The following is a 20,405-nucleotide window of genomic DNA, read 5'->3' as shown; positions in this document are numbered from 1 at the left end:
GAATTCTAACGAATTACCGATTTCTGTCCCACTCCCTTTTCTTGTTCAAGTATGATAGAATAAACTCATTAGATGGGAGAATATGCATGAATCTATTTCGAAAAAAGGGACTTGGGCAAGTACACCCAGGTCTAAATCGCCATTTACGATTGTGGGATTTGATTATTTTAGGAATCGGTGCCATGGTGGGGACAGGAATCTTCACAATTACGGGAACAGCAGCCGCGAATTTAGCTGGTCCAGCCCTCATTATTTCAATTGTGATTGCGGCTTTTTGCGTTGGCTTATCTGCCCTCTTCTTTGCAGAATTTGCATCTCGCATCCCTTCAACTGGTGGAGCCTATAGTTACCTCTATGCTATCTTTGGAGAGTTTCCCGCCTGGATTGCCGGTTGGTTGACCGTGATGGAATTTATGACAGCCGTATCAGGGGTGGCTTCAGGTTGGGCTGCTTATTTCAAGGGCTTGTTGGCCAATCTTGGCTGGAGTCTGCCGACGGCTTTAAACGGGACTTTTGATCCAGCTAAGGGAACTTATGTGGATCTCTTGCCTATTTTGGTCATGGTTCTCGTCACAGCCTTAGTTCTTATGAATGCAAAAGCAGTCTTACGCTTTAATTCCTTGCTGGTCTTACTCAAGTTCTCCGCTCTTGCCTTGTTTATCCTTGTCGGGATTTTTCACCTAAATCCTGGTAACTGGGCAAACTTTGCTCCGTATGGATTTGGAGAAATCTATGGTGGTCAAACAGGGATTATGGCTGGCGCTTCGCTCATGTTCTTTGCCTTTCTTGGTTTTGAGTCCATTTCAATGGCGGTCGATGAAATCAAGGAACCACAAAAGAACGTCCCTCGCGGGATTGTCCTCAGTCTCTTGATCACAACGGTTCTTTATATCTTGGTCACCCTGGTTTTGACTGGTATGGTTCCTTTTAAGAACTTAAATGTAGAAGACGCGGTTGCCTTTGCCCTTCGTCAAGTCGGAGCCGGCTGGGCTGGAAATTATGTATCGCTGGTAGCGATTTTGACCCTAATTACCGTCTGCATTTCCATGACCTTTGCCCTCTCACGGATGATTTACAGTTTGGCGCGGGATGGTCTCCTGCCAAAAGCTATGAAACAACTTGATCCAAAAACTAGAATTCCCAAAAATGCAACACTAGTAGCTGGATCGATGGCTGCTATTGCTGGTGGAGTCTTTCCACTAGCCAGTATCGCTTCCTTCTTAAATATTTGTACCTTGGCTTACCTGGTTATGTTGGCCTTTGCCCTCTTGAAATTGCGCAAGGAACACGGGGCTCCTGGACCTGGTGAATTTAAAACACCCTTGGTTCCAGTCTTGCCAATCCTGTCGATTGTGGTCTGTCTGTCCTTTATGACCCAGTATTCCCTATCGACCTGGCTGGCCTTCGGAGTTGCTCTCTTGATCGGGGTCGGAATTTATTTCGGTTATGGCTATCGCCATTCAGAAGAAAATCAATAAAAGATGAAAGCTAGAGTAGAAGAACTCTGGCTTTTTACATAGAGAAAGCTCTTTTTTTGGTATAATAAAGGGAGAAAGTTAACTAGATAACAAAGGAGAAAAAACATGACATTTGAAGAGATTTTACCAGGCTTAAAGGCTAAGAAAAAATATGTGCGAACAGGATGGGGTGGGGCAGAAAACTACGTCCAACTCTTTGATACCATTGAGCAAAATGGGGTGGCTCTGGAAGTGACGCCTTATTTCCTCATCAACGTCTCTGGTGAGGGTGAAGGTTTCTCCATGTGGAGTCCAACACCTTGTGATGTTTTAGCGACAGATTGGGTGGAAGTCCATGACTAAAAGAGTCTTGATTACAGGCGTGAGTTCCGGGATTGGTCTGGCTCAAGCTCGCCTCTTTCTAGAGAAGGGCTACCAGGTCTATGGGGTGGACCAGGGAGCGGATCCCCAGTTAGTAGGTGATTTTCATTTCTTACAGCGGGACTTAACCCTAGATTTGACGCCAATTTTCGACTGGTGTCCTGAGGTCGATGTCTTGTGCAATACAGCTGGTGTTTTGGATGATTACAAACCGCTTCTGGAGCAAAGCGCTGAGGAGATTCAGGAGATCTTTGAGATCAATTATGTGACCCCGATAGAGTTGACACGGTATTATCTGACTCAAATGTTGGAGAAGAAGCAAGGTATCATCATCAATATGTGCTCCATTGCTTCTAGCCTGGCAGGAGGAGGCGGCCACGCTTATACTTCCTCCAAGCATGCTCTAGCGGGCTTTACCAAGCAGTTGGCCCTGGATTATGCAGAAGCTGGTATTCAGGTCTTTGGGATTGCTCCTGGGGCTGTCAAAACAGGCATGACCGCAGCGGATTTTGAACCAGGTGGATTGGCTGACTGGGTAGCCAGTGAGACGCCGATCAAGCGCTGGATTGAGCCAGAGGAAGTAGCCGAAGTCAGCCTCTTTTTGGCTAGCGGTAAGGCGTCTGCTATGCAAGGGCAAATCCTGACAATTGATGGTGGTTGGAGTTTGAAGTAGGGAAATGAAAAAGCAAGAGTTGAAATCTTGCTAAGAAACGTAATTGTTTTTTCCTTACTGAAAGAGGATCAAACCGAGGTGAACAATTAAGTTAGGACAGTGGTGAGACAGGTATACCTCTATGCTAAAGAAGATCTTACTGAACGAAATAAAACCTACCAGAGTGATCAGGATGAATCAGATTTCTTTATGATTGGTCACGATGGAGATCTAGCCTTTTTCACCAAAAAAAGACAGGGATAATAACAATTATGAAGATAACTGAGGGTAAGTTCAGAAGAACTTTTTGAATGGGCTACCTGAAACCTTAAGAGATTGTTTTAGAAGAAACGAATAGTACAATTGATTTGCTAAGTTATTGTGGAATGAAGGTGAAGTCATGATTAAATTAGTGAATGTTACTAAATGTTTTAGTGATGGATCGAATGTCAGATATATTTTCAAAAATTGTAATTTTGAATTTAAAAAAGGTAGCACGACTGCAATAATTGGCCGTTCTGGATTAGGAAAAACTACTCTTGTTAAATTAATATTAGGGATTACCAGTTTAAATGAGGGGGATATCTTAGTCTGTGGTAGTTCCATTTTAGATATGAAAAATTTGAGTAAGGTAAGGCGTAGGAATATTGGCTGTGTCTTCCAAAACTTTAATTTGATTTCAGGTTTCACGGTGAAAGAGAATATTCTACTTCCAAGATATTTTTTTGAAAATGGAGAGAATAACATTAACGAAATTTGTAACACTCTAGGCCTTTCAAAGGAAATATTAAGTAAGAGTATTGATAAGATTAGTGGAGGTGAAAAACAAAGAGTTGCTTTGGCAAGAGCTCTTATTAACAATCCAGAAATATTGATAGCGGATGAACCTACTGGTAATTTAGATGCTGCTAACGAACAAAATATAATAGAATTGTTGAAGCGGATCAATGAGGAGTTAGGTATCACGATTATAACAGTAACTCATAGTGATAAGGTGGCGAATAGTATGCAGTCTATTTGCACAGTTGTTGATGGCAAAATTGAGTACGTAAGGAGATGATAAAATGAATCATTCCATATTATTCATTGCTAAAAGAGATTTAGAAGTTAACAAACGAAGATATAGATTAGTTCGACTGTCAATAGCGATCTCTGTTTTGCTAATTGTTTTAGTGATGCTCATTTCTAATTCTTTCTATAATAAAATGATTAAAGAAATGACTGTAGCAAATAAAAATGTTGTTACTGTTGCCTTTGGTAATAAAGAAAATTCTCTGAATTATAAAGCTTTACCTTTATTTTCTAGTGATGATATTGATCGAGTTAAAAAAATTGATGAAGTAAAAAATATTACAGGTGTAAAACTACTATTTACGGATGATATCAAATTCCAAAATGGCAAAACATCGGTTTCCAATACTATCCATTGTCTAGAAGAAAAGTATTTAAAAAACCTGAATATTAGAATTGCTGAAGGGAAATTTCCAGAGAAGGACAATGAAATATTAATCGGAGATTCCGTACACAAGGCTACATCAATGAATGTCGGAGATACGGTGACTATAAAGATTGATAATCATTATGAAAAGTTTGTAATTTCTGGCATTATAGACAAGCAAGAAGCGCAGTTATTTTCTACCTTGCCAACAGAAATAAATCAAATGATGGCAATAAATGTAAAAAGTAGTAGCGTTTCATCAAATAAGTATTACTATCTGAATGCTACTGTAAAAAATGGAACAGATTTAAATGAAGTAGCAAAGAAGATAGAAAAGACTGTTTTAAAAAATGAAAATTTAAAACAATCTTTATCAGGAACAGGATTAGATGTTGTTGTAGCAACACAACAGGATGTTATCAATATGCTATCCAGATGGTTTTCCTACATCGACCTTTTTATCCTCTTAATCATAGTTCTTATCTCTATTGTAGCGATTATTAATATCATCAATATTCTAGCCATTACCATTCAGGAGAATCATAAACAGATCGCAACTTTTAAAATCATCGGTGCATCTGATCGACAGATAAAAAGAATATATTTATTTGAAAGCTTTATGATGGGAGTACGAGGTACAAGCGCGGGATTGGTGATAGGAATTGCTATTTCTTATTTAATCATCTTTTTGAGTGGGTTACCACTAGATATTGAACTTACCAGATTGTTGTTCCCGGTATTAATAGGGATACTCACTTCAGTTTTTGCAGGATTATTGGTATCTAGAAAAATTACTAAAATTGATATTGAAAAGGTATTAAATCAATAGAGAAGAAATGATTAGGGTCAATAAGAGATGGTGTTGCAAAAAGAATAGCTATACTGGTTTCACTATCGACTGAGCTTTGAATGAAAGTAGGAGGATTTGATGGAAATCAAAAATCACTTTGGCGTCTACGGAGTCTGTTTTAAAGACGGGAAACTGCTCTGCATTGAAAAAACAAGAGGCCCTTATCAGCATCGTTTTGATCTACCGGGTGGTAGCCAGGAAGTAGGGGAAGGACTGACAGAAACCCTAAAGCGAGAAGTTCTTGAAGAGACAGGCTATACGCTTAGCAGTTTTTCAAATCCTAGAATTTACGATGTGATGGTTCAAGAAGAAGGGAAAGACTTTGCTGTACACCATATCATGGTCTTTTATGATATAGAACTTGATTTCGAAGGCCCTCAAAAACCCCTTCCTCAGGAGGTTCTTGACGGAAGCAATGATTCAGCAAAAGCAATTTGGTTGAACGTGGAAGACATTACTGCCGACAATGCTTCTCCTTTAGTATTGAAGGTGAAGGCAGAGTTAGGAGGATTTCCAGAATTAGAACTGACAAGCTATAGAAATTGGAAGGTAAAAGAAAAAAAGGAGAACCTATGACACCTCAAGAAATGTGGAATGCCTACAAGCAAATCAATCCCTCTATTGGAGATGAGATAGATGCCTGGGCCTTTGGAGTGGACCCAGACCTTTTAGCGGAACTGGTCTTTAAAGGCGAAAAAACAGCAACTGCCTCAGCTTACGATCTTTACGCAGTAGAGGACGAACCCCTTCCCCAAGAAGGAACCTTTGATGTTGTTTTAGACAGTAAGGATCAAGCTGTCTGCATTGTCGAAATTACAAAGGTTTCTGTTCAGCCTTTCCATCAAGTGTCAGCTGACCATGCCTATAAGGAAGGTGAAGGAGACAAATCTCTGGCTAATTGGCGTCAGGTTCATGAAGACTTTTTCAAAGACTGCTTTGGAGAAGCAGGTCTGACGTTTACACCTGACAGCAAGGTGGTTTTAGAAGAATTTCGCAAGGTTTATCCATTATAGAACACTCTTTTCTTTTAGAAAATCAGAAAAGAGAATAACTGTTTTCTATTAAAAAATACCTAGTGATTGTGTCAAGCTAAAAATACTGCCCAGTTCTTAGAACTATTAAAAGATTTTTTGAGACTTTCCGCTGTGAGAAAAGCGCTTGAAACCTAAAAGTTTCAAGCGCTCGGGAGTTTTGAAACTTTAGGTTCAAAACTAAATCATGGAACTTCGAAGAAGTTCGCTGATGTCCGTACTCACCCAAGGAAAGTCTCAACGAAGATTTGATCTTAATCTAACTCTCCTTCTAGGAGAGTTTTTTGGTTTGGGTCTTATTTTCCAAAAGGGCTAAAAAATGGTATAATGTAAGCGATATTGTACAGAAAAGAGAAATGTTATGCCAAATTATGCCATTATTTTAGCAGCGGGGAAAGGTACCCGTATGAAATCAGATCTGCCTAAGGTTCTTCACAAGGTTGCTGGGATCTCTATGTTGGAACATGTTTTCCGTAGTGTTGGAGCCATCTCACCTGAGAAGACTGTAACGGTTGTGGGCCACAAGGCGGAATTGGTGGAGCAAGTATTAGCTGGACAAACAGAATTTGTTAAGCAAACAGAGCAATTAGGAACTGGTCATGCGGTAATGATGGCAGAGCCAGTCTTGGAAGGTCTTGAAGGGCATACTCTTGTCATCGCAGGTGACACTCCTTTGATTACGGGTGAAAGCCTCAAACATTTGATCGACTTTCATATCAACCACAAGAATGTGGCAACGATTTTGACAGCCGAAGCAGCTAATCCATTTGGCTATGGTCGGATTGTCCGCAATGACAATGCGGAAGTGCTTCGAATTGTTGAGCAAAAAGATGCGACAGATTTTGAAAAACAAATTAAAGAAATCAATACAGGGACTTATGTCTTTGACAATGCACGCCTCTTTGAAGCTTTGAAAAATATCAACACAAACAATGCCCAAGGTGAATACTATATCACGGATGTCATCGGTATTTTCCGCGAATCTGGTGAAAAAGTCGGGGCCTATACGCTCAAAGATTTTGATGAAAGTCTTGGGGTTAACGACCGCGTGGCCCTTGCAACAGCAGAAAGCATCATGCGTCGTCGCATTAACCAAGCCCACATGGTCAATGGGGTGAGCTTTGTCAATCCGGATGCGGCCTATATCGATGTCGATGTTGAGATCGCACCAGAAGTGCAAATCGAAGCCAATGTTACCCTGAAAGGCCATACAAAAATTGGGGCTGAGACAGTTTTAACCAATGGAACCTATATTGTGGATAGTGAAATTGGGGCAGGTGCCGTTATTACCAACTCCATGATTGAAGAGAGCACGGTAGCCGATGGCGTAACGGTAGGACCATATGCTCATATTCGCCCAGGATCTAGCCTCGCCAAAGATGTCCATATTGGAAACTTTGTCGAAGTCAAAGGTTCGTCTATTGGCGAAAATACTAAAGCAGGTCATTTGACCTACATCGGCAACTGCCAAGTCGGCAGCAACGTCAACTTTGGTGCAGGAACCATCACGGTGAATTATGATGGCCAACACAAGTTTAAAACGACAATTGGAAACAATGTCTTTGTTGGCTCAAATTCGACCATCATTGCACCAGTTGAATTGGGCGACAATTCCTTAGTCGGTGCTGGATCTACCATTACCAAGGATGTTCCAGCTGACGCGATTGCGATTGGTCGTGGTCGTCAAGTGAATAAAGAAGAGTATGCCCTTCGCTTGCCACACCATCCTAAAAATAAATAGGAGATTCTCATGCAATTTGAAGAAAAAACCATTGAGCGCAAGGAGATTTATCAGGGACCGATTTTCCAAGTGGTCACTGATCAAGTAGAACTACCCGCTGGAAAAGGCCAAGCGCAGCGTGATTTAATCTTCCATAACGGAGCAGTAGCGGTTTTGCCGATCACAGAAGATGGGAAAACGATCTTGGTCAAGCAGTACCGCAAGGCGATTGAACGGACCTCGGTGGAGATTCCAGCAGGGAAGTTAGAAAAGGGAGAAAATGCAGACCCTAAAGCGGCTGCTCTGCGCGAATTGGAAGAAGAAATTGGCTACACAGCGGATCTAGAGTTGTTGTATGATTTTTATTCAGCCATTGGATTTTGTAATGAGCGGATCAAACTTTATGGTGCGACCAACTTGAAAAAGGTGGAAAATCCACGTCCACAAGATGCGGATGAGACCTTAGAGTTATTAGAAGTGACCTTGAAGGAAGCGAAAGATTTGATCCAAACTGGCGAAATCTGTGATGCCAAAACCATCATGGCCATCCAATATTGGGACTTAATCAATAAATAGAGGAGGATCCGATGGGAAAACCTTTATTAACCGATGAAATGATTGAACGAGCAAGGCGAGGTGAGGACATCACCGGTCCTAATATGGTCGATGCTGAAGAAACGAAGATTATTCGGACAGACCACAGAGGATTTGGCTACGAACGTCCTATGAGAGAGAGTCGTATGGAGCGTCCACAGGAGAGCTATTCTCAGGATACTGTGCAGATCCAAGTGGAGCCCACAGTGACCAAGAGTCGTCGCATTGAAGAACGCAAACAAAGTGTGGTCCAATCCAAACTCAATAAGATTTTGTTCTGGATCATTGTGCTCCTCATTGCCTTGATCATTGCTATTTGGCGTCTATAGGGTCGTCACAAGGAGAGAAATGACATGAAAATTGGAATTATCGCAGCCATGCCCCAGGAGTTGAAGATCTTGGTTGAAGCCCTTGAAAATGGGGAAAAGCATCTGCGTCTTGGAAAAGTCTACTATACAGGATCAATTGGACGCCATGAGGTCGTTTTGGTGGAAAGTGGTATCGGAAAAGTCATGTCTGCTATGAGTGTAGCAGTCTTGTCCAATGATTTCAAAGTGGAAGCCATTATCAATACGGGTTCTGCAGGTGCCGTTGCACCGGGAATGGCCGTTGGGGATATCGTCCTTGCAGACAAATTGGCCTATCATGATGTGGATGTGACAGCCTTTGGTTATAAGTATGGTCAAATGGCAGGTCAACCACTTTACTTTGAATCCAGTCGCTATTTCGTATCAGAAATGAAAAAAGTTCTGGAAGAAGAAGCTGCAACCACACATGTAGGCTTGATTACAACAGGAGATAGCTTTATCGCGAGTGAAGAAAAAGTCGCAGCAATTCGGGAGCATTTCCCAGAAGTCTTGGCAGTTGAGATGGAAGGGGCAGCCATTGCCCAAGCCGCTCATGCAGCTGGACGTCCCTTTATGGTTATTCGCGCCATGAGTGATACAGCAGATCACGCAGCCAATATTTCTTTTGATAAATTTATCGTAGAGGCTGGCGAACGCTCTGCTCAAACCCTGATTACTTTCTTGAAGAGATTGGTGTAGAAAAAATATAGGGAAATTGAACATGTATCGTGAATCGTATTTTGATGGAGGCCTATTTTCCTATATTGGCTATGTTTTATTAGCAACCTTCATTACAGTATTGACTTTGGGGATTTGTGCTCCTTGGGGCGTGTGCATTATGTATAACTGGAAGGTCAAGCATACCGTGATTGATGGTCGTCGTCAGTATTTTGACGGCACGGCTATGCAGTTATTTGGAAATTGGATCAAATGGTGGTTCTTTACCATCATTACATTTGGTATCTATGTGTTCTGGTTAAATATCAAGGTCACACAATGGATTACCAAGCATACTCATTTTATAGACTAATTGAAAAGGACTCGTCTAAGGACTAGTCCTTTTTTGAAGCCGAATCTTTCAGAAATAGGGAACTTTCATGCTATAATAAAGACAAGTAATGTAAAGGAGAGAATATGGTTTTATCAAAGAAACGGGCACGCCATGTGATTGAAGAAATTATCGCCCTTTTTCCAGATGCTAAACCGAGTCTGGATTTTCGTAATCATTTTGAATTGTTAGTAGCGGTTATGCTCTCGGCTCAGACGACTGATGCGGCTGTTAACAAAGCGACACCAGGTTTGTTTGCGGCTTTTCCAACCCCTCAAGCCATGGCAGCGGCTAGTGAAGCAGATATCGCCAAGCACATTTCCAAATTAGGCCTCTATCGCAATAAGGCTAAGTTTCTCAAAAAATGTGCCCAACAATTGCTAGACAACTTTGATGGCCAAGTCCCTCAGACACGGGAGGAATTAGAGAGCTTAGCCGGAGTGGGACGGAAAACAGCTAATGTGGTTATGAGTGTGGGATTTGGGATCCCCGCCTTTGCTGTCGATACGCATGTGGAACGGATTTGCAAGCACCATGACATCGTCAAGAAATCCGCTACCCCATTAGAAGTGGAAAAACGGGTCATGGACGTTCTTCCTCCTGAACTCTGGCTCCCAGCTCATCAGGCGATGATCTATTTTGGACGGGCCATTTGCCATCCTAAAAATCCTGAATGTGATCAGTACCCACAGCTCTATCATTTTGATTAAACAGGAGACCCTCCGCATAGACTAGCGGGGGTCTTTTTTTACGTAAAACGTATAATTATTAAAAGGATGAAATAGGGAGGTCTTGGTTGACGATGGTGTTGGCTCTATAGGATCAAGTTTCCGGCTCGGTTGAAACTGTTTTTAGATCGATGTTTCTTGACATCTTATTATATTCATTCAGAAATAACGAACTTTTTTTAAATAAATTTGGTTTTTTTTAAGAAATAGTGTATAATGGTAGAAAATCTAACATAAGGAGATAGTGATGAAAGCAAAAAAACTGTTAGCTCTTGCAGGAGTTTCCGTTGCAGGTGCCTTTCTCTTAGCAGCATGTAGCGGTGGTAGTAGCAATCAAGCAACCTACTCATTTGTCTATTCAGCCGACCCAAATACCTTGGATTACATCGCTGCAACTCGTACAACAACTTCAGATGTCACAAGTAACCTTGTAGATGGTCTTCTTGAAAACGACCGATACGGAAACTTTGTGCCAAGTCTAGCAGAAGATTGGACTGTCTCTGAAGATGGATTAACCTATACTTACAAACTTCGTAAGGATGCCAAATGGTATACGAGTGAAGGAGAAGAATATGGTGCTGTAACGGCTCAAGACTTTGTTACAGGGATCAAACACGCGGTTGAGTCTAAATCAGAAGGTCTCTTCTTGATTCAAAATTCGATCAAAGGTTTGGATGCCTACGTAAAAGGGGAAACCAAAGACTTTAACACAGTTGGTGTCAAAGCCTTAGACGACCACACCATCCAATATACTTTGGTTCGTCCAGAAAGCTTCTGGAACTCAAAAACAACCTCAGGTGTTCTTTTCCCAGTCAATGCGGATTTCTTGAAATCTCAAGGAAAAGATTTTGGTTCTTTGAAACCTAGCAGCATCTTATACAATGGTCCATTCTACTTGAAATCTTTGACTTCAAAATCTGAAATTGAATTGGTCAAGAACAAAGACTATTACGATGCGAAAAATGTTCATATCGACAATGTCAAATTGACCTTTAACGATGGATCAAACCCAGATTCTATCATTAAAAACTTTGAAAAAGGTCAATATTCCTTTGCATCTGTTATGCCAAACAGCTCGACTTATAAGAGTGTCAAGAAAAACTTTGGCGACAACATTGTCTACGGTTTGCAATTGGGAACATCCTACTATCTTGGATTCAACTTGGACCGTCAAAAGTATGACCACACTGCCAAAACAACGGATGAACAAAAAGCTTCTACTAAGAAAGCAATTCTGAACAAGGACTTCCGTCAAGCGGTGAACTTTGGCTTTGACCGCAAATCATATGCGGCACAAGTATCTGGATCTGATGCGGCTGAAAATACCCTTCGTAGCACTTTGGTGCCACCAACTTATGTCCAAGTCAATGGAGAAGATTTTGGTAAAGTCGTTGAAAAACAATTGGTTACCTATGGGGATCAATGGAAGGGTGTGAGCCTGGCCGATGGTCAAACGAGCCTTTACAACCCAGAAAAAGCCAAAGCTTCCTTTGCGAAAGCCAAAGCTGAATTGCAAAAACAAGGCGTTCAATTCCCAATTCATTTGGACTACATTGTCAGCCAAGTGGACAACAGCATGGTCCAACAAGCGAGCTCCTTCAAACAATCTGTAGAGTCAGCGCTTGGTGCAGACAATGTCGTTGTAGACCTTCAAAAGGTTTCGGATGATGATTTCCAAAATATCACCTACTTCAGCGATACTGCTGCTGCGAGAGATTACGATATCTCAGGCGGTGGTTGGGCTCCTGACTACCAAGACCCATCGACTTACCTCGAAAGTATCAGCCCAGTAAATGGTTCTGTCTTCTACTATCTTGGTATTGATGCAGGTTCAAATAATCCAGCCATTGCAACAGTTGGTTTGGATCAATACGCTAACATGTTGAAAGATGCCGATGCTGAATTGTTGGATCAAGCAAAACGCTACGAAAAATATGCAGCAGCACAAGCTTGGTTGACGGATAGTGCGATTACGCTTCCAACTGTTTCAAATGGTGGTTCTCCAATGCTTCAACGGACCGTACCATACAGTCGTGCTGCTTCATGGGTTGGTACAAAAGGAACAGGAACATTCTACAAATACCTTGAAATGTCCAAAGATGTTGTCACAACCAAAGACTTTAACAAGGCCAAAGAAGAATGGTTGAAGAAAAAAGCAGAATCCAATAAAAAAGCTCAAGAAGATCTCAAAGATCACATTGAGAAGAAAAAATAAAAAATAAAAAATCAATCATTGGTCTATCAATGAAGATAAAAAAGTCGAGGCTGGGACAAAAGTCCTAGCCTCTTAATTGTTTTTGGATTGTCGAGCAAGACGCAGTGGTTGAGTGGGATATACTACGCTGATTTCATCAGCTTTTACAGCCCTACTCAACTGTGCGGAGGTGGGACGCTCCAGTCTTCTATCAACTATTTGAAAGCTGGCAATCTAGGGGATGTCCTAACCATCAGGGGGGAATGTGTCCATCAAGGTCGTACAACCTGTGTCGTCGATGTAGATATCACCAACCAAGATGACCGAAATGTCTGCAAGGCAACCTTCACCATGTTTGTCACAGGCCAACGGTCTGAAGATAGACAGGTGAGGATATAGGAAAGCATGAGTAGGAAGTTACATCCCAAAAATCCCGAGTGTGATCACTATCCGCAACTCTATAACTTTAAAGACATTTGAAAAGCGAGGTCTGATGACTTCGCTTTTATTTGATAGGGAAGAAAGTCAGTAAGAGCCAAGAAAACAACAGAGCAATAGCTCCAATTCCAAGGCAAAATAGAACAGGAAGGATAATATTTTGGTAAGGAGCCTTGCCCCTTTCCTCGGCTTCTTCAATCTCGCTCAGGCTGCGTCCTTGATCATAGGCGACAATCTGGCGAAAGGTACGAAGATTATGCTGTTTCTTAAATTTCTCAATGCGTAGGGCGTAGAACATTGTGATAGCATAAATCAAGCAACTAATAGCGATACCGAACCATTCCAGATAAAGAATTAGAGGAATCATTATTATAGGACTTCCAATTAGTAAAATGGTAAAAACCACTCCATCTTTTTGATAGCGCATAAATTCTTGGTCGTGAATAATTTGTTTCATGGTTTCCACATCTCCTTTTATGAGTTGGTCCAATGACACTTCAAAGACCTTGCTCAGTAAAAGCAGGTTTTGAATATCAGGGTAGGTTGCTCCGCGTTCCCAGTTGGAAATGGATTGACGGCTGACAAAGATGATTTCAGCCAAATCATCTTGAGATAAATTTTTCTCTTTACGATAGTGCTGGATCTGCTTTCCGACTTGCATAAGATTTCCTCGCTTTCTGATTTCATTCTACTCAATTATACAAAAAATGGCTATCAAAGTTCTTTGACATGCTGATTTCATGGGCTTTAGCAAAGGTTTCTGTCACTGGATTTACAGTTCTGTCAATTTATATTTACTTACTGAAAAAGAGGCCAACAACCTCCTTTTTCTTATTCACTAAATCTTAAAAAATAGCCATCTGGGTCTAAAACTGCAAATTCATGAGGATAGATAAAATGGTCGTCAACACGAAATTTTCTTTTGGTCAGGGGACGATGGATGTGATAGTCAGCTTCCAGCAGTTTTTGGTGGAGCTGAGGAACATCCTCAATGCCAAAGGAAATATTGACACCACGCCCGAAAGGATAAGTCAGCTGAGCTAATTCTTCTGCGTCGCCTTCTTCTAACATGAGTTGGCAGTCTTCAAGGGAGAGGAAGAGAAATTTCTCCTCGGGGCGTTCGTATTCGACAGAGAAGCCCAGCAAGTTGCAGTAGAAGTAGCGCGATTTTTCGATGTTGGATACCACAAATTCGGGGATGACAGCTTGATAGTCCATTAGCTTTCTCCTTAGAGTTCAATCTCCATCACAATTGGTGTATGATCTTGACGAGCGCCTGAGTCAATCATATCTGATTTAGTGACCTTGTCAGCAATGCGGTTTGAGGTCAACCAATAGTCGATTCTCCAGCCTGTGTTGTTGATTTTTGAGGTTTTACTTCGTTGTGCCCACCAAGTGTAGCGTTCTGGGACATCACCATGGACATGGCGGAAGGTATCTGTAAATCCTTTGGCCAAAAGATTTGTAAATCCTTCACGTTCTTCGTCTGTGAAACCTGGTGAACGGCGGTTGCTGGCAGGGTTGGCGAGGTCGATTTCCTTGTGAGCGACATTGTAGTCACCTGTAGCAAGAACAGGCTTTTGCTTGTCTAGTTCAGTCAAGTATTCCGCATATTTGACATCCCAGACTTGACGTTCTTCCAAACGTTTGAGTCCATCACCAGCGTTTGGTGTGTAGACCTGAGTCACGAAAAAGTGATCAAATTCTAGTGTAATGATCCGACCTTCCAAGTCCATGGTCGAAGGAGCTCCGATTTCTGGGAAAGTCACAATGGGAGTAAGTTCTTTTTTATAGAGGAACATGGTTCCAGCATAGCCTTTGCGAGCAGGCTCTTGAGAGGAACGCCAGGTATTTTCGTAGCCAGGGAAGAGCTCCTCAAGGATTTCGAGGTGTTTTTTAGTAGGACCTTTGGCGGATAACTTGGTTTCTTGAATGGCAATGATATCCGCATCCTCAGCAACCAAGGTTTGAAGGACTTCTTGAGAGAGTTTGGCGCGTGCTGAGTCGCTAGTCAATGCAGCGTTTAGCGAGTCGATATTCCATGAAATGAGTTTCATTGTGTTTCCTTTTCTTGACATAATTGATAGTTTTATTATAACAAAATTTTAATGATTTCCTGATCACAATGCCTTGAAAATTCTTATAAAATCCGTTATAATAGCTTGAATTCATTTGGAGAAAGGGAGTTGTTTATGAAATTTTACTCTTATGACTATGTATTGAGTCAGATCAGCCAGCAAAACTGGGTGACCATTGGGATATCTGGCTTGCTCATTCTTCTGACTGGTTTTTTTGTGGCGAAAGCCTATCGGAATAAGCACGATAGCAATAAGCACGATAGCAAATTCCGCGAATTGTCTATTATCTCCATTTTAACTCTGGTGGTAGTGGTCTTGATCAGTATCAGCAATTTTCAATATAGCCAAAGTAATAATGACCAGTTCCAACGCTCACTCCATTTTATTGAAGTCATCTCAAAGGAGTTGGATGTCAAAAAAGAAGATGTCTATGTCAATACTTCAGCGGCCACAGATGGGGCGATTCTGAAAGTTGGAGAGGTTTATTACCGAGCTATCGCAGGCTCTGACCCGGATCGCTATCTATTAGAAAAGATGGATCTATATAAAACAGACGTAGAACTTGTGGAGGTGAACAAATGACAGTAAATTTTATAACCATTTTGATTAAATTAGCTCTTGGCTTGATTTCCTTGGTATTTGTGATCAATGTGACCGGGAAAGGAAACTTAGCACCAAGTTCTGCAGTAGACCAGATACAGAACTATGTTCTGGGGGGAATTATTGGTGGGGTGATTTACAATAGCTCCATTACCATTCTTCAATACATAGTGATTCTCTTGATGTGGACTATTTTGATCTTGCTCTTAAAATGGCTCAATACCAATGTCCGTTTTATGAAGCACTTGATCGATGGCAAACCAACTGTCATTATCAAAAATGGGAAGCTTGATCCGGAAGCTTGTCGATCCAAGGGACTTTCTGCTTCAGATGTTGCCTTGAAATTGCGTTCACAAGGAATTTTCCAATTAAAAGATGTGAAGCGCGCTGTTATTGAACAAAATGGTCAATTGATTATTGTCCGTGCGGGGGATGAAAATCCTAAATATCCGATCATTACGGATGGAGTGGTTCAGCTTGAAATTTTGGAAACAATTGGAAAAAGCGAAGAGTGGTTGCTGGCTGAATTGGAAAAAGAAGGCTATGACAACGTTTTGGATATTTTCATTGCTGAGTATGACAAAGGAAAAATCAATGTTGTGACTTATTAGAAAAAAAGATTGGGCGAGCATGTCCAATCTCAAATTGAAGACAAAATATTCTTAAAAACTTTCCTTAGGTGAGTACGGACGTCAGCGAACTTCTACGAAGTTCCATGACTTAGTTTTGAACCTAAAGTTTCAAAACTCCCGAGTTCCTGAAACAATTGTGTTTCAGGAACTTTTCTCACGGCGGAAAGTTTCGACATATGCTTGAATAAGCTTAAAAATTAAAAATCAATATTTTTTCAACCACCTCACATAAGGTTGTACATGTAAAAAAGTTTGTGTTAATTTCAAGATTGGGCGAGCAGGTCCAATCTTTTTTCTTCATAAAATTCCAGGAAAGGTCTCTTCCTTTTCTTGAGATACTCTTGGAAAAATAGTAAAATGGAAGGTAAGTGTTGATTAGAAAAGAAGGATAGAACATTTCATGAAGAAGAAAATACGGAAGTTTGAGAATCATTCGATCACACGCAGACTCTATCTGCTGTTTAGTTTGATTTGCCTTCTTTTTTTGGTTCTGATTACCCGACTTGGCTATATGCAGATCTCTCACCAAGCCTACTATACGGATAAATTGGCAAAAGCTACCAAAAAGACGGTCAAACAAGGGAGTGTGCGAGGGCAAATTTATGATGCTTCTGGTAAGCCCTTGGTAGAAAATGTGGGAAAACAGGTCCTGACTTTTACACGTGATCGTAAAATGACGGCCCAAGAAATGCGAGAGACAGCTGGGAAACTCTTACAGTATGTGGACGTAGAAAATCCTCAAGTAACCGAACGGCAAGAAGTAGATTACTATCTAGCCAATACCAAGGTCTACCAAGAGGTCGTGGAACACCTGCCTGAGAAAAAGAAATTTGATACCGATGGCAACCGACTGCCAGAAGCCAAGATTTATCAAGCGGCAGTGGATAGTATCGACCCTTCAAAACTCGGCTATACAGATGATGAGAAAAAGATTATTTATCTCTATAGCCAGATGAATGCGGTAGAGAATTTTGCGACGGGAATCATTTCGACGCAAGCACTAGGAGCTGAACAGATTGCGACCATCGCTGCGGACAGTCAGGACCTTCCGGGAATTGCCATCACGACTAGCTGGGACCGCAAGGTTTTGGACACTCCTTTAGCTTCTATTATTGGAAACGTATCGACCGAGCAGGCGGGGCTTCCAGCAGAAGAGGTTGAGGACTATGTCAAAAAAGGTTATGCTCTCAATGACCGGGTTGGTACCTCTTATTTGGAGAAAGAATACGAAAATGTCCTTCAAGGAAAACGCAGTGAAAAAGAAATTCTCCTAGATAAAAATGGCAACATGGAGAAAGTGGTTGACGTTTCAAAAGGGGCCAAAGGAGAAAACCTCAAGCTCTCGATTGATTTGGATTTCCAAAAAGGAGTGGAAGATATCCTTCGCTCCGCCTTTAGCGCAGAGTTGCAAGCTGGAAATGCGACCTACTCCGAAGGTGTCTATGCCGTAGCTCTGGAGCCCGATACAGGGAAGGTCCTTGCCATGGCAGGGATTAAACACCAGGCTGGTAGTCAAGATCTATCAGCAGATGCATTGGGAACAGTGACCAACGTCTTCGTTCCAGGATCCGTGGTCAAAGGAGCGACCTTGACTTCGGGATGGGAAAATGGAGCCATTTCCGGCAATCAGGTGCTGACCGATCAGCCGATTGTTTTTGCAGGATCAGCTCCTATCAATTCTTGGTTTACCCAATACGGTAGTCGTTCCATCAATGCGGTGGAAGCATTGGAATACTCTTCCAATACCTATATGGTCCAAATTGCCCTTAAGATGATGGGGCAACCTTACACCCCAAACATGACCTTACAAGTGGATCAGGTTGAACCGGCTATGAAAAAACTGCGCTCTACTTTTGCAGAGTATGGTCTTGGGACATCAACGGGGATTGACCTTCCCAATGAATCGACCGGTTTTATTCCAAAAGACTACACAGTCGGTAATTATTTGACCAATGCCTTTGGCCAGTTTGACAACTATACACCGATGCAATTGGCCCAGTATGCGGCAACCGTTGCAAATGATGGGAAGAGGGTGAGTCCTCATGTCGTCGAAGGTATCTATGACAATAATGATCAAGGGGGGCTTGGTCAGTTGAAAAAAGCGATCGAAACCAAGGAGCTCAATCAGGTCCATATCTCTGCTGAGGACATGGCTTTGATCAAGCAAGGATTCTACCAGGTTGCCAATGGTACGAGTGGGTTGACGACAGGGAAAACCGTCGGTCAAGGTGCTAGTGTCTCTATTAGTGCCAAGACCGGTACGGCCGAAACCACAGTCGATGGAGGCAAACAAGCCATTAATACCAATGTGGTGGCTTATGCACCGTCAAACAATCCAAAGATTGCAGTAGCAGTGGTTTTTCCACATAATACCAATCTACAAGCGACGGTCAGTCATTCCATTACGCGTGACATTATTAATTTATACAATCAGAAACACCCCATGAATTAGAGAGGAAACTATGCTTTATCCAGCACCTATTGCAAAATTAATTGACAGCTATTCGAAGTTACCAGGAATTGGTATCAAAACAGCGACTCGTCTGGCTTTTTACACCATTGGTATGTCAGATGATGATGTGAATGAATTTGCCAAAAACTTACTGAATGCCAAGCGTGAGCTAGGGTATTGCAGTATTTGTGGCAATTTAACCGATGAAGAAACCTGCGAGATTTGTCGAGATGAAACGCGGGATCCATCCCTCATACTTGTTGTAGAAGATAGCAGGGATGTATCTGCTATGGAAAATATCCAGGAATACCATGGCCGTTACCATGTCTTGCATGGCTTGATCTCGCCCATGAATGGCGTGGGACCCGATGATATCAATCTCAAGAGTTTGATTAGTCGCTTGATGGATGGAACAGTCACAGAGGTCATTGTTGCGACCAATGCGACGGCAGACGGGGAAGCGACATCTATGTATATCTCGCGTGTGCTCAAACCAGCAGGGATCAAAGTGACTCGTTTGGCACGGGGGCTAGCAGTTGGAGCCGATATCGAGTATGCGGACGAAGTGACCTTGCTTCGCGCGATTGAAAATCGGACAGAATTATAAGAGAAGTTCTTTCGAAAGGGCTATCATTGTGGTATACTATCAAGTAAGAAATCAAGGGAACAATTAGGGAGAAACTATGAGTAAACAAGACTTAATCCTGTTGTATGGTGGACGTAGTGCAGAACGTGAAGTATCTGTTCTTTCAGCAGAAAGCGTGATGCGCGCGATTGATTACCAAGCATTTTCGGTTCAAACCTACTTTATTACGCAGTCAGGAGATTTCATCCAGACGCAAGCGTTTGAAGAGAAACCAGCGGATGATGAGAAATTGATGACCAATGAAACAGTGGACTGGTCTAAAAAAGTGGCTCCATCTGGGATTTACAAGGAAGGAGCAGTAGTCTTTCCAGTTCTTCATGGACCAATGGGAGAAGATGGTTCCATTCAAGGCTTCTTAGAAGTCTTGAAGATGCCTTATGTTGGCTGTGGTATCCTAGCTTCCAGTGTTGCGATGGACAAGATCACGACCAAACGGGTCTTGGAGTCTGCAGGAATTCCGCAAGTTCCTTATGTAGCTGTAGTGGAAGGCGATGACGTGGATGAGAAAATTGCTGCAATTAAAGCAACTCTCTCTTATCCTGTCTTTACCAAACCATCTAATATGGGTTCTAGCGTAGGGATTTCAAAATCTGAAAACCAAACAGAGCTTCGGACTGCTCTCGAATTGGCCTTCAAGTACGATAGCCGTGTCTTAGTAGAACAAGGGGTTAATGCGCGTGAGATCGAAGTTGGACTACTTGGAAACTATGATGTGAAGAGCACCTTGCCAGGTGAAGTTGTGAAAGATGTGGCCTTCTATGATTATGATGCCAAATACATCGACAACAAAATTACCATGGCGATTCCAGCTCAATTGGACCCTGAGGTTGTGAAAACTATGCGGACCAACGCAGAAAAAGCCTTTCGTGCGATCGGTGGTCTAGGTTTAGCGCGTTGTGATTTCTTCTATACCGATAAAGGAGAGATCTTCTTAAACGAACTCAATACCATGCCAGGATTTACCCAATGGTCTATGTATCCCTTGCTTTGGGACAATATGGGACTCAACTATACAGATTTGATCACCAAGTTAGTAGAGCTTGGAAAAGAAGTCTTCCAAAAACACGAAGCGCATTTGTTGTAAGAAAAGAGAGAGTGGGACAGAAATCGGTAATTCGT

The 20,405-nt window shown here is 41.9% G+C and carries 22 protein-coding genes and 1 pseudogene; 20 read left to right on the top strand and 3 right to left on the bottom strand.

Annotated features, from left to right (window positions below):
* Window positions 1-86 precede the first annotated feature (86 nt).
* From HMPREF2832_RS05350 to HMPREF2832_RS09835, 15 genes and pseudogenes are all read left to right on the top strand, one after another.
* Window positions 87-1,478, top strand: a complete 1,392-nt coding sequence (locus tag HMPREF2832_RS05350; RefSeq protein WP_070465515.1) for an APC family permease — start codon at window positions 87-89, stop codon at window positions 1,476-1,478.
* Window positions 1,479-1,583: 105 nt separating this feature from the next.
* Window positions 1,584-1,820 carry a DUF2829 domain-containing protein gene (locus HMPREF2832_RS05345; RefSeq protein WP_000141913.1) on the top strand — a complete coding sequence of 79 codons (237 nt, stop codon included), beginning with the start codon at window positions 1,584-1,586 and terminating at the stop codon, window positions 1,818-1,820.
* Window positions 1,813-2,511, top strand: a complete 699-nt coding sequence (locus HMPREF2832_RS05340; protein WP_070505851.1) for a 3-oxoacyl-ACP reductase — start codon at window positions 1,813-1,815, stop codon at window positions 2,509-2,511. The genes HMPREF2832_RS05345 and HMPREF2832_RS05340 overlap by 8 nt, the downstream gene beginning before the upstream one ends.
* Window positions 2,512-2,890: 379 nt before the next feature.
* On the top strand, window positions 2,891-3,550 hold the full coding sequence (locus tag HMPREF2832_RS05335; RefSeq protein ID WP_070505849.1) for an ABC transporter ATP-binding protein: 660 nt from the start codon (window positions 2,891-2,893) through the stop codon (window positions 3,548-3,550).
* A gap of 4 nt (window positions 3,551-3,554) precedes the next feature.
* Entirely contained in the window at window positions 3,555-4,757 is a 1,203-nt protein-coding gene (locus HMPREF2832_RS05330; RefSeq protein WP_070505847.1) for an ABC transporter permease, read from the top strand.
* Between the two features lie 99 nt (window positions 4,758-4,856).
* Window positions 4,857-5,354: an NUDIX hydrolase gene (locus HMPREF2832_RS05325; protein ID WP_070505845.1), complete on the top strand. Its 498-nt coding sequence runs from the start codon at window positions 4,857-4,859 to the stop codon at window positions 5,352-5,354.
* Window positions 5,351-5,791 (top strand): ASCH domain-containing protein, encoded by a 441-nt coding sequence (locus tag HMPREF2832_RS05320; RefSeq protein ID WP_070505843.1) that lies wholly within the window; start codon window positions 5,351-5,353, stop codon window positions 5,789-5,791. The genes HMPREF2832_RS05325 and HMPREF2832_RS05320 overlap by 4 nt, the downstream gene beginning before the upstream one ends.
* Before the next feature lie 379 nt (window positions 5,792-6,170).
* A complete protein-coding gene (glmU, locus tag HMPREF2832_RS05315) occupies window positions 6,171-7,550 on the top strand; it encodes a bifunctional UDP-N-acetylglucosamine diphosphorylase/glucosamine-1-phosphate N-acetyltransferase GlmU (RefSeq protein ID WP_049491613.1) in 1,380 nt (459 codons plus the stop codon).
* A gap of 9 nt (window positions 7,551-7,559) precedes the next feature.
* Window positions 7,560-8,105 carry an NUDIX hydrolase gene (locus HMPREF2832_RS05310; protein ID WP_003006238.1) on the top strand — a complete coding sequence of 182 codons (546 nt, stop codon included), beginning with the start codon at window positions 7,560-7,562 and terminating at the stop codon, window positions 8,103-8,105.
* Window positions 8,106-8,116: 11 nt separating this feature from the next.
* Window positions 8,117-8,452 carry a cell wall synthase accessory phosphoprotein MacP gene (gene macP, locus HMPREF2832_RS05305; protein ID WP_023917587.1) on the top strand — a complete coding sequence of 112 codons (336 nt, stop codon included), beginning with the start codon at window positions 8,117-8,119 and terminating at the stop codon, window positions 8,450-8,452.
* A gap of 24 nt (window positions 8,453-8,476) precedes the next feature.
* Window positions 8,477-9,169, top strand: coding sequence for a 5'-methylthioadenosine/adenosylhomocysteine nucleosidase (locus HMPREF2832_RS05300; RefSeq protein ID WP_070505841.1), 693 nt, complete (start codon window positions 8,477-8,479; stop codon window positions 9,167-9,169).
* A 22-nt stretch (window positions 9,170-9,191) separates the two neighbouring features.
* Window positions 9,192-9,500, top strand: a complete 309-nt coding sequence (locus HMPREF2832_RS05295) for a YjgN family protein (RefSeq protein ID WP_049483430.1) — start codon at window positions 9,192-9,194, stop codon at window positions 9,498-9,500.
* Window positions 9,501-9,604: 104 nt separating this feature from the next.
* Window positions 9,605-10,228 (top strand): endonuclease III, encoded by a 624-nt coding sequence (gene nth / locus HMPREF2832_RS05290; RefSeq protein WP_070505839.1) that lies wholly within the window; start codon window positions 9,605-9,607, stop codon window positions 10,226-10,228.
* Between the two features lie 265 nt (window positions 10,229-10,493).
* Window positions 10,494-12,461 (top strand): peptide ABC transporter substrate-binding protein, encoded by a 1,968-nt coding sequence (locus HMPREF2832_RS05285; RefSeq protein ID WP_070505837.1) that lies wholly within the window; start codon window positions 10,494-10,496, stop codon window positions 12,459-12,461.
* A gap of 168 nt (window positions 12,462-12,629) precedes the next feature.
* Window positions 12,630-12,839, top strand: a pseudogene (locus HMPREF2832_RS09835) (PaaI family thioesterase); the annotation flags it as partial.
* A 106-nt stretch (window positions 12,840-12,945) separates the two neighbouring features.
* Here the strand turns inward: HMPREF2832_RS09835 and HMPREF2832_RS05280 are convergent.
* The 3 genes from HMPREF2832_RS05280 to HMPREF2832_RS05270 form a co-directional block, all read right to left on the bottom strand.
* On the bottom strand, window positions 12,946-13,539 hold the full coding sequence (locus HMPREF2832_RS05280) for a helix-turn-helix domain-containing protein (RefSeq protein ID WP_031577145.1): 594 nt from the start codon (window positions 13,537-13,539) through the stop codon (window positions 12,946-12,948).
* Window positions 13,540-13,709: 170 nt separating this feature from the next.
* The gene (locus HMPREF2832_RS05275; RefSeq protein WP_070505835.1) at window positions 13,710-14,096 is read right to left on the bottom strand and encodes a bleomycin resistance protein; all 387 of its coding nucleotides are present in this window, start codon (window positions 14,094-14,096) and stop codon (window positions 13,710-13,712) included.
* An 11-nt stretch (window positions 14,097-14,107) separates the two neighbouring features.
* On the bottom strand, window positions 14,108-14,935 hold the full coding sequence (locus HMPREF2832_RS05270; protein ID WP_070505833.1) for an exodeoxyribonuclease III: 828 nt from the start codon (window positions 14,933-14,935) through the stop codon (window positions 14,108-14,110).
* 135 nt (window positions 14,936-15,070) lie between these two features.
* Here HMPREF2832_RS05270 and HMPREF2832_RS05265 point away from each other — a divergent pair, with 135 nt between their 5' ends.
* The 5 genes from HMPREF2832_RS05265 (at window position 15,071) to HMPREF2832_RS05245 (ending at window position 20,370) form a co-directional block, all read left to right on the top strand.
* Complete coding sequence (locus tag HMPREF2832_RS05265; protein WP_070505831.1) at window positions 15,071-15,538, top strand: DUF3290 family protein; 468 nt, start codon at window positions 15,071-15,073, stop codon at window positions 15,536-15,538.
* Window positions 15,535-16,167, top strand: a complete 633-nt coding sequence (locus HMPREF2832_RS05260) for a DUF421 domain-containing protein (protein ID WP_070505829.1) — start codon at window positions 15,535-15,537, stop codon at window positions 16,165-16,167. The genes HMPREF2832_RS05265 and HMPREF2832_RS05260 overlap by 4 nt, the downstream gene beginning before the upstream one ends.
* Window positions 16,168-16,588: 421 nt before the next feature.
* On the top strand, window positions 16,589-18,640 hold the full coding sequence (gene pbp2b, locus HMPREF2832_RS05255; protein WP_070505827.1) for a penicillin-binding protein PBP2B: 2,052 nt from the start codon (window positions 16,589-16,591) through the stop codon (window positions 18,638-18,640).
* A 10-nt stretch (window positions 18,641-18,650) separates the two neighbouring features.
* Window positions 18,651-19,247 carry a recombination mediator RecR gene (recR, locus tag HMPREF2832_RS05250; protein WP_003002450.1) on the top strand — a complete coding sequence of 199 codons (597 nt, stop codon included), beginning with the start codon at window positions 18,651-18,653 and terminating at the stop codon, window positions 19,245-19,247.
* Between the two features lie 76 nt (window positions 19,248-19,323).
* Entirely contained in the window at window positions 19,324-20,370 is a 1,047-nt protein-coding gene (locus HMPREF2832_RS05245; RefSeq protein ID WP_070505825.1) for a D-alanine--D-alanine ligase, read from the top strand.
* Window positions 20,371-20,405: the final 35 nt, after the last annotated feature.

The sequence above is a fragment of the Streptococcus sp. HMSC073D05 genome, assembly GCF_001812015.1.
GTDB lineage: Bacteria > Bacillota > Bacilli > Lactobacillales > Streptococcaceae > Streptococcus > Streptococcus parasanguinis_D.
The sequence above is the reverse complement of the archived record's forward strand: the minus strand, read 5'-3'. Positions and strand labels throughout refer to the sequence as shown.

Excerpts from the sequence above, each read along its gene's own strand:
- HMPREF2832_RS05285 (WP_070505837.1), top strand. The coding sequence starts at position 10,494 with ATGAAAGCAAAAAAACTGTTAGCTCTTGCAGGAGTTTCCGTTGCAGGT.
- HMPREF2832_RS05245 (WP_070505825.1), top strand. The coding sequence starts at position 19,324 with ATGAGTAAACAAGACTTAATCCTGTTGTATGGTGGACGTAGTGCAGAA.
- HMPREF2832_RS05280 (WP_031577145.1), bottom strand. The coding sequence starts at position 13,539 with ATGCAAGTCGGAAAGCAGATCCAGCACTATCGTAAAGAGAAAAATTTA.
- recR (WP_003002450.1), top strand. The coding sequence starts at position 18,651 with ATGCTTTATCCAGCACCTATTGCAAAATTAATTGACAGCTATTCGAAG.
- HMPREF2832_RS05330 (WP_070505847.1), top strand. The coding sequence starts at position 3,555 with ATGAATCATTCCATATTATTCATTGCTAAAAGAGATTTAGAAGTTAAC.
- HMPREF2832_RS05270 (WP_070505833.1), bottom strand. The coding sequence starts at position 14,935 with ATGAAACTCATTTCATGGAATATCGACTCGCTAAACGCTGCATTGACT.
- HMPREF2832_RS05295 (WP_049483430.1), top strand. The coding sequence starts at position 9,192 with ATGTATCGTGAATCGTATTTTGATGGAGGCCTATTTTCCTATATTGGC.
- HMPREF2832_RS05265 (WP_070505831.1), top strand. The coding sequence starts at position 15,071 with ATGAAATTTTACTCTTATGACTATGTATTGAGTCAGATCAGCCAGCAA.
- pbp2b (WP_070505827.1), top strand. The coding sequence starts at position 16,589 with ATGAAGAAGAAAATACGGAAGTTTGAGAATCATTCGATCACACGCAGA.
- glmU (WP_049491613.1), top strand. The coding sequence starts at position 6,171 with ATGCCAAATTATGCCATTATTTTAGCAGCGGGGAAAGGTACCCGTATG.
- HMPREF2832_RS05350 (WP_070465515.1), top strand. The coding sequence starts at position 87 with ATGAATCTATTTCGAAAAAAGGGACTTGGGCAAGTACACCCAGGTCTA.
- macP (WP_023917587.1), top strand. The coding sequence starts at position 8,117 with ATGGGAAAACCTTTATTAACCGATGAAATGATTGAACGAGCAAGGCGA.
- HMPREF2832_RS05340 (WP_070505851.1), top strand. The coding sequence starts at position 1,813 with ATGACTAAAAGAGTCTTGATTACAGGCGTGAGTTCCGGGATTGGTCTG.
- HMPREF2832_RS05260 (WP_070505829.1), top strand. The coding sequence starts at position 15,535 with ATGACAGTAAATTTTATAACCATTTTGATTAAATTAGCTCTTGGCTTG.
- HMPREF2832_RS05300 (WP_070505841.1), top strand. The coding sequence starts at position 8,477 with ATGAAAATTGGAATTATCGCAGCCATGCCCCAGGAGTTGAAGATCTTG.
- HMPREF2832_RS05320 (WP_070505843.1), top strand. The coding sequence starts at position 5,351 with ATGACACCTCAAGAAATGTGGAATGCCTACAAGCAAATCAATCCCTCT.
- nth (WP_070505839.1), top strand. The coding sequence starts at position 9,605 with ATGGTTTTATCAAAGAAACGGGCACGCCATGTGATTGAAGAAATTATC.
- HMPREF2832_RS05335 (WP_070505849.1), top strand. The coding sequence starts at position 2,891 with ATGATTAAATTAGTGAATGTTACTAAATGTTTTAGTGATGGATCGAAT.
- HMPREF2832_RS05310 (WP_003006238.1), top strand. The coding sequence starts at position 7,560 with ATGCAATTTGAAGAAAAAACCATTGAGCGCAAGGAGATTTATCAGGGA.
- HMPREF2832_RS05325 (WP_070505845.1), top strand. The coding sequence starts at position 4,857 with ATGGAAATCAAAAATCACTTTGGCGTCTACGGAGTCTGTTTTAAAGAC.
- HMPREF2832_RS05345 (WP_000141913.1), top strand. The coding sequence starts at position 1,584 with ATGACATTTGAAGAGATTTTACCAGGCTTAAAGGCTAAGAAAAAATAT.
- HMPREF2832_RS05275 (WP_070505835.1), bottom strand. The coding sequence starts at position 14,096 with ATGGACTATCAAGCTGTCATCCCCGAATTTGTGGTATCCAACATCGAA.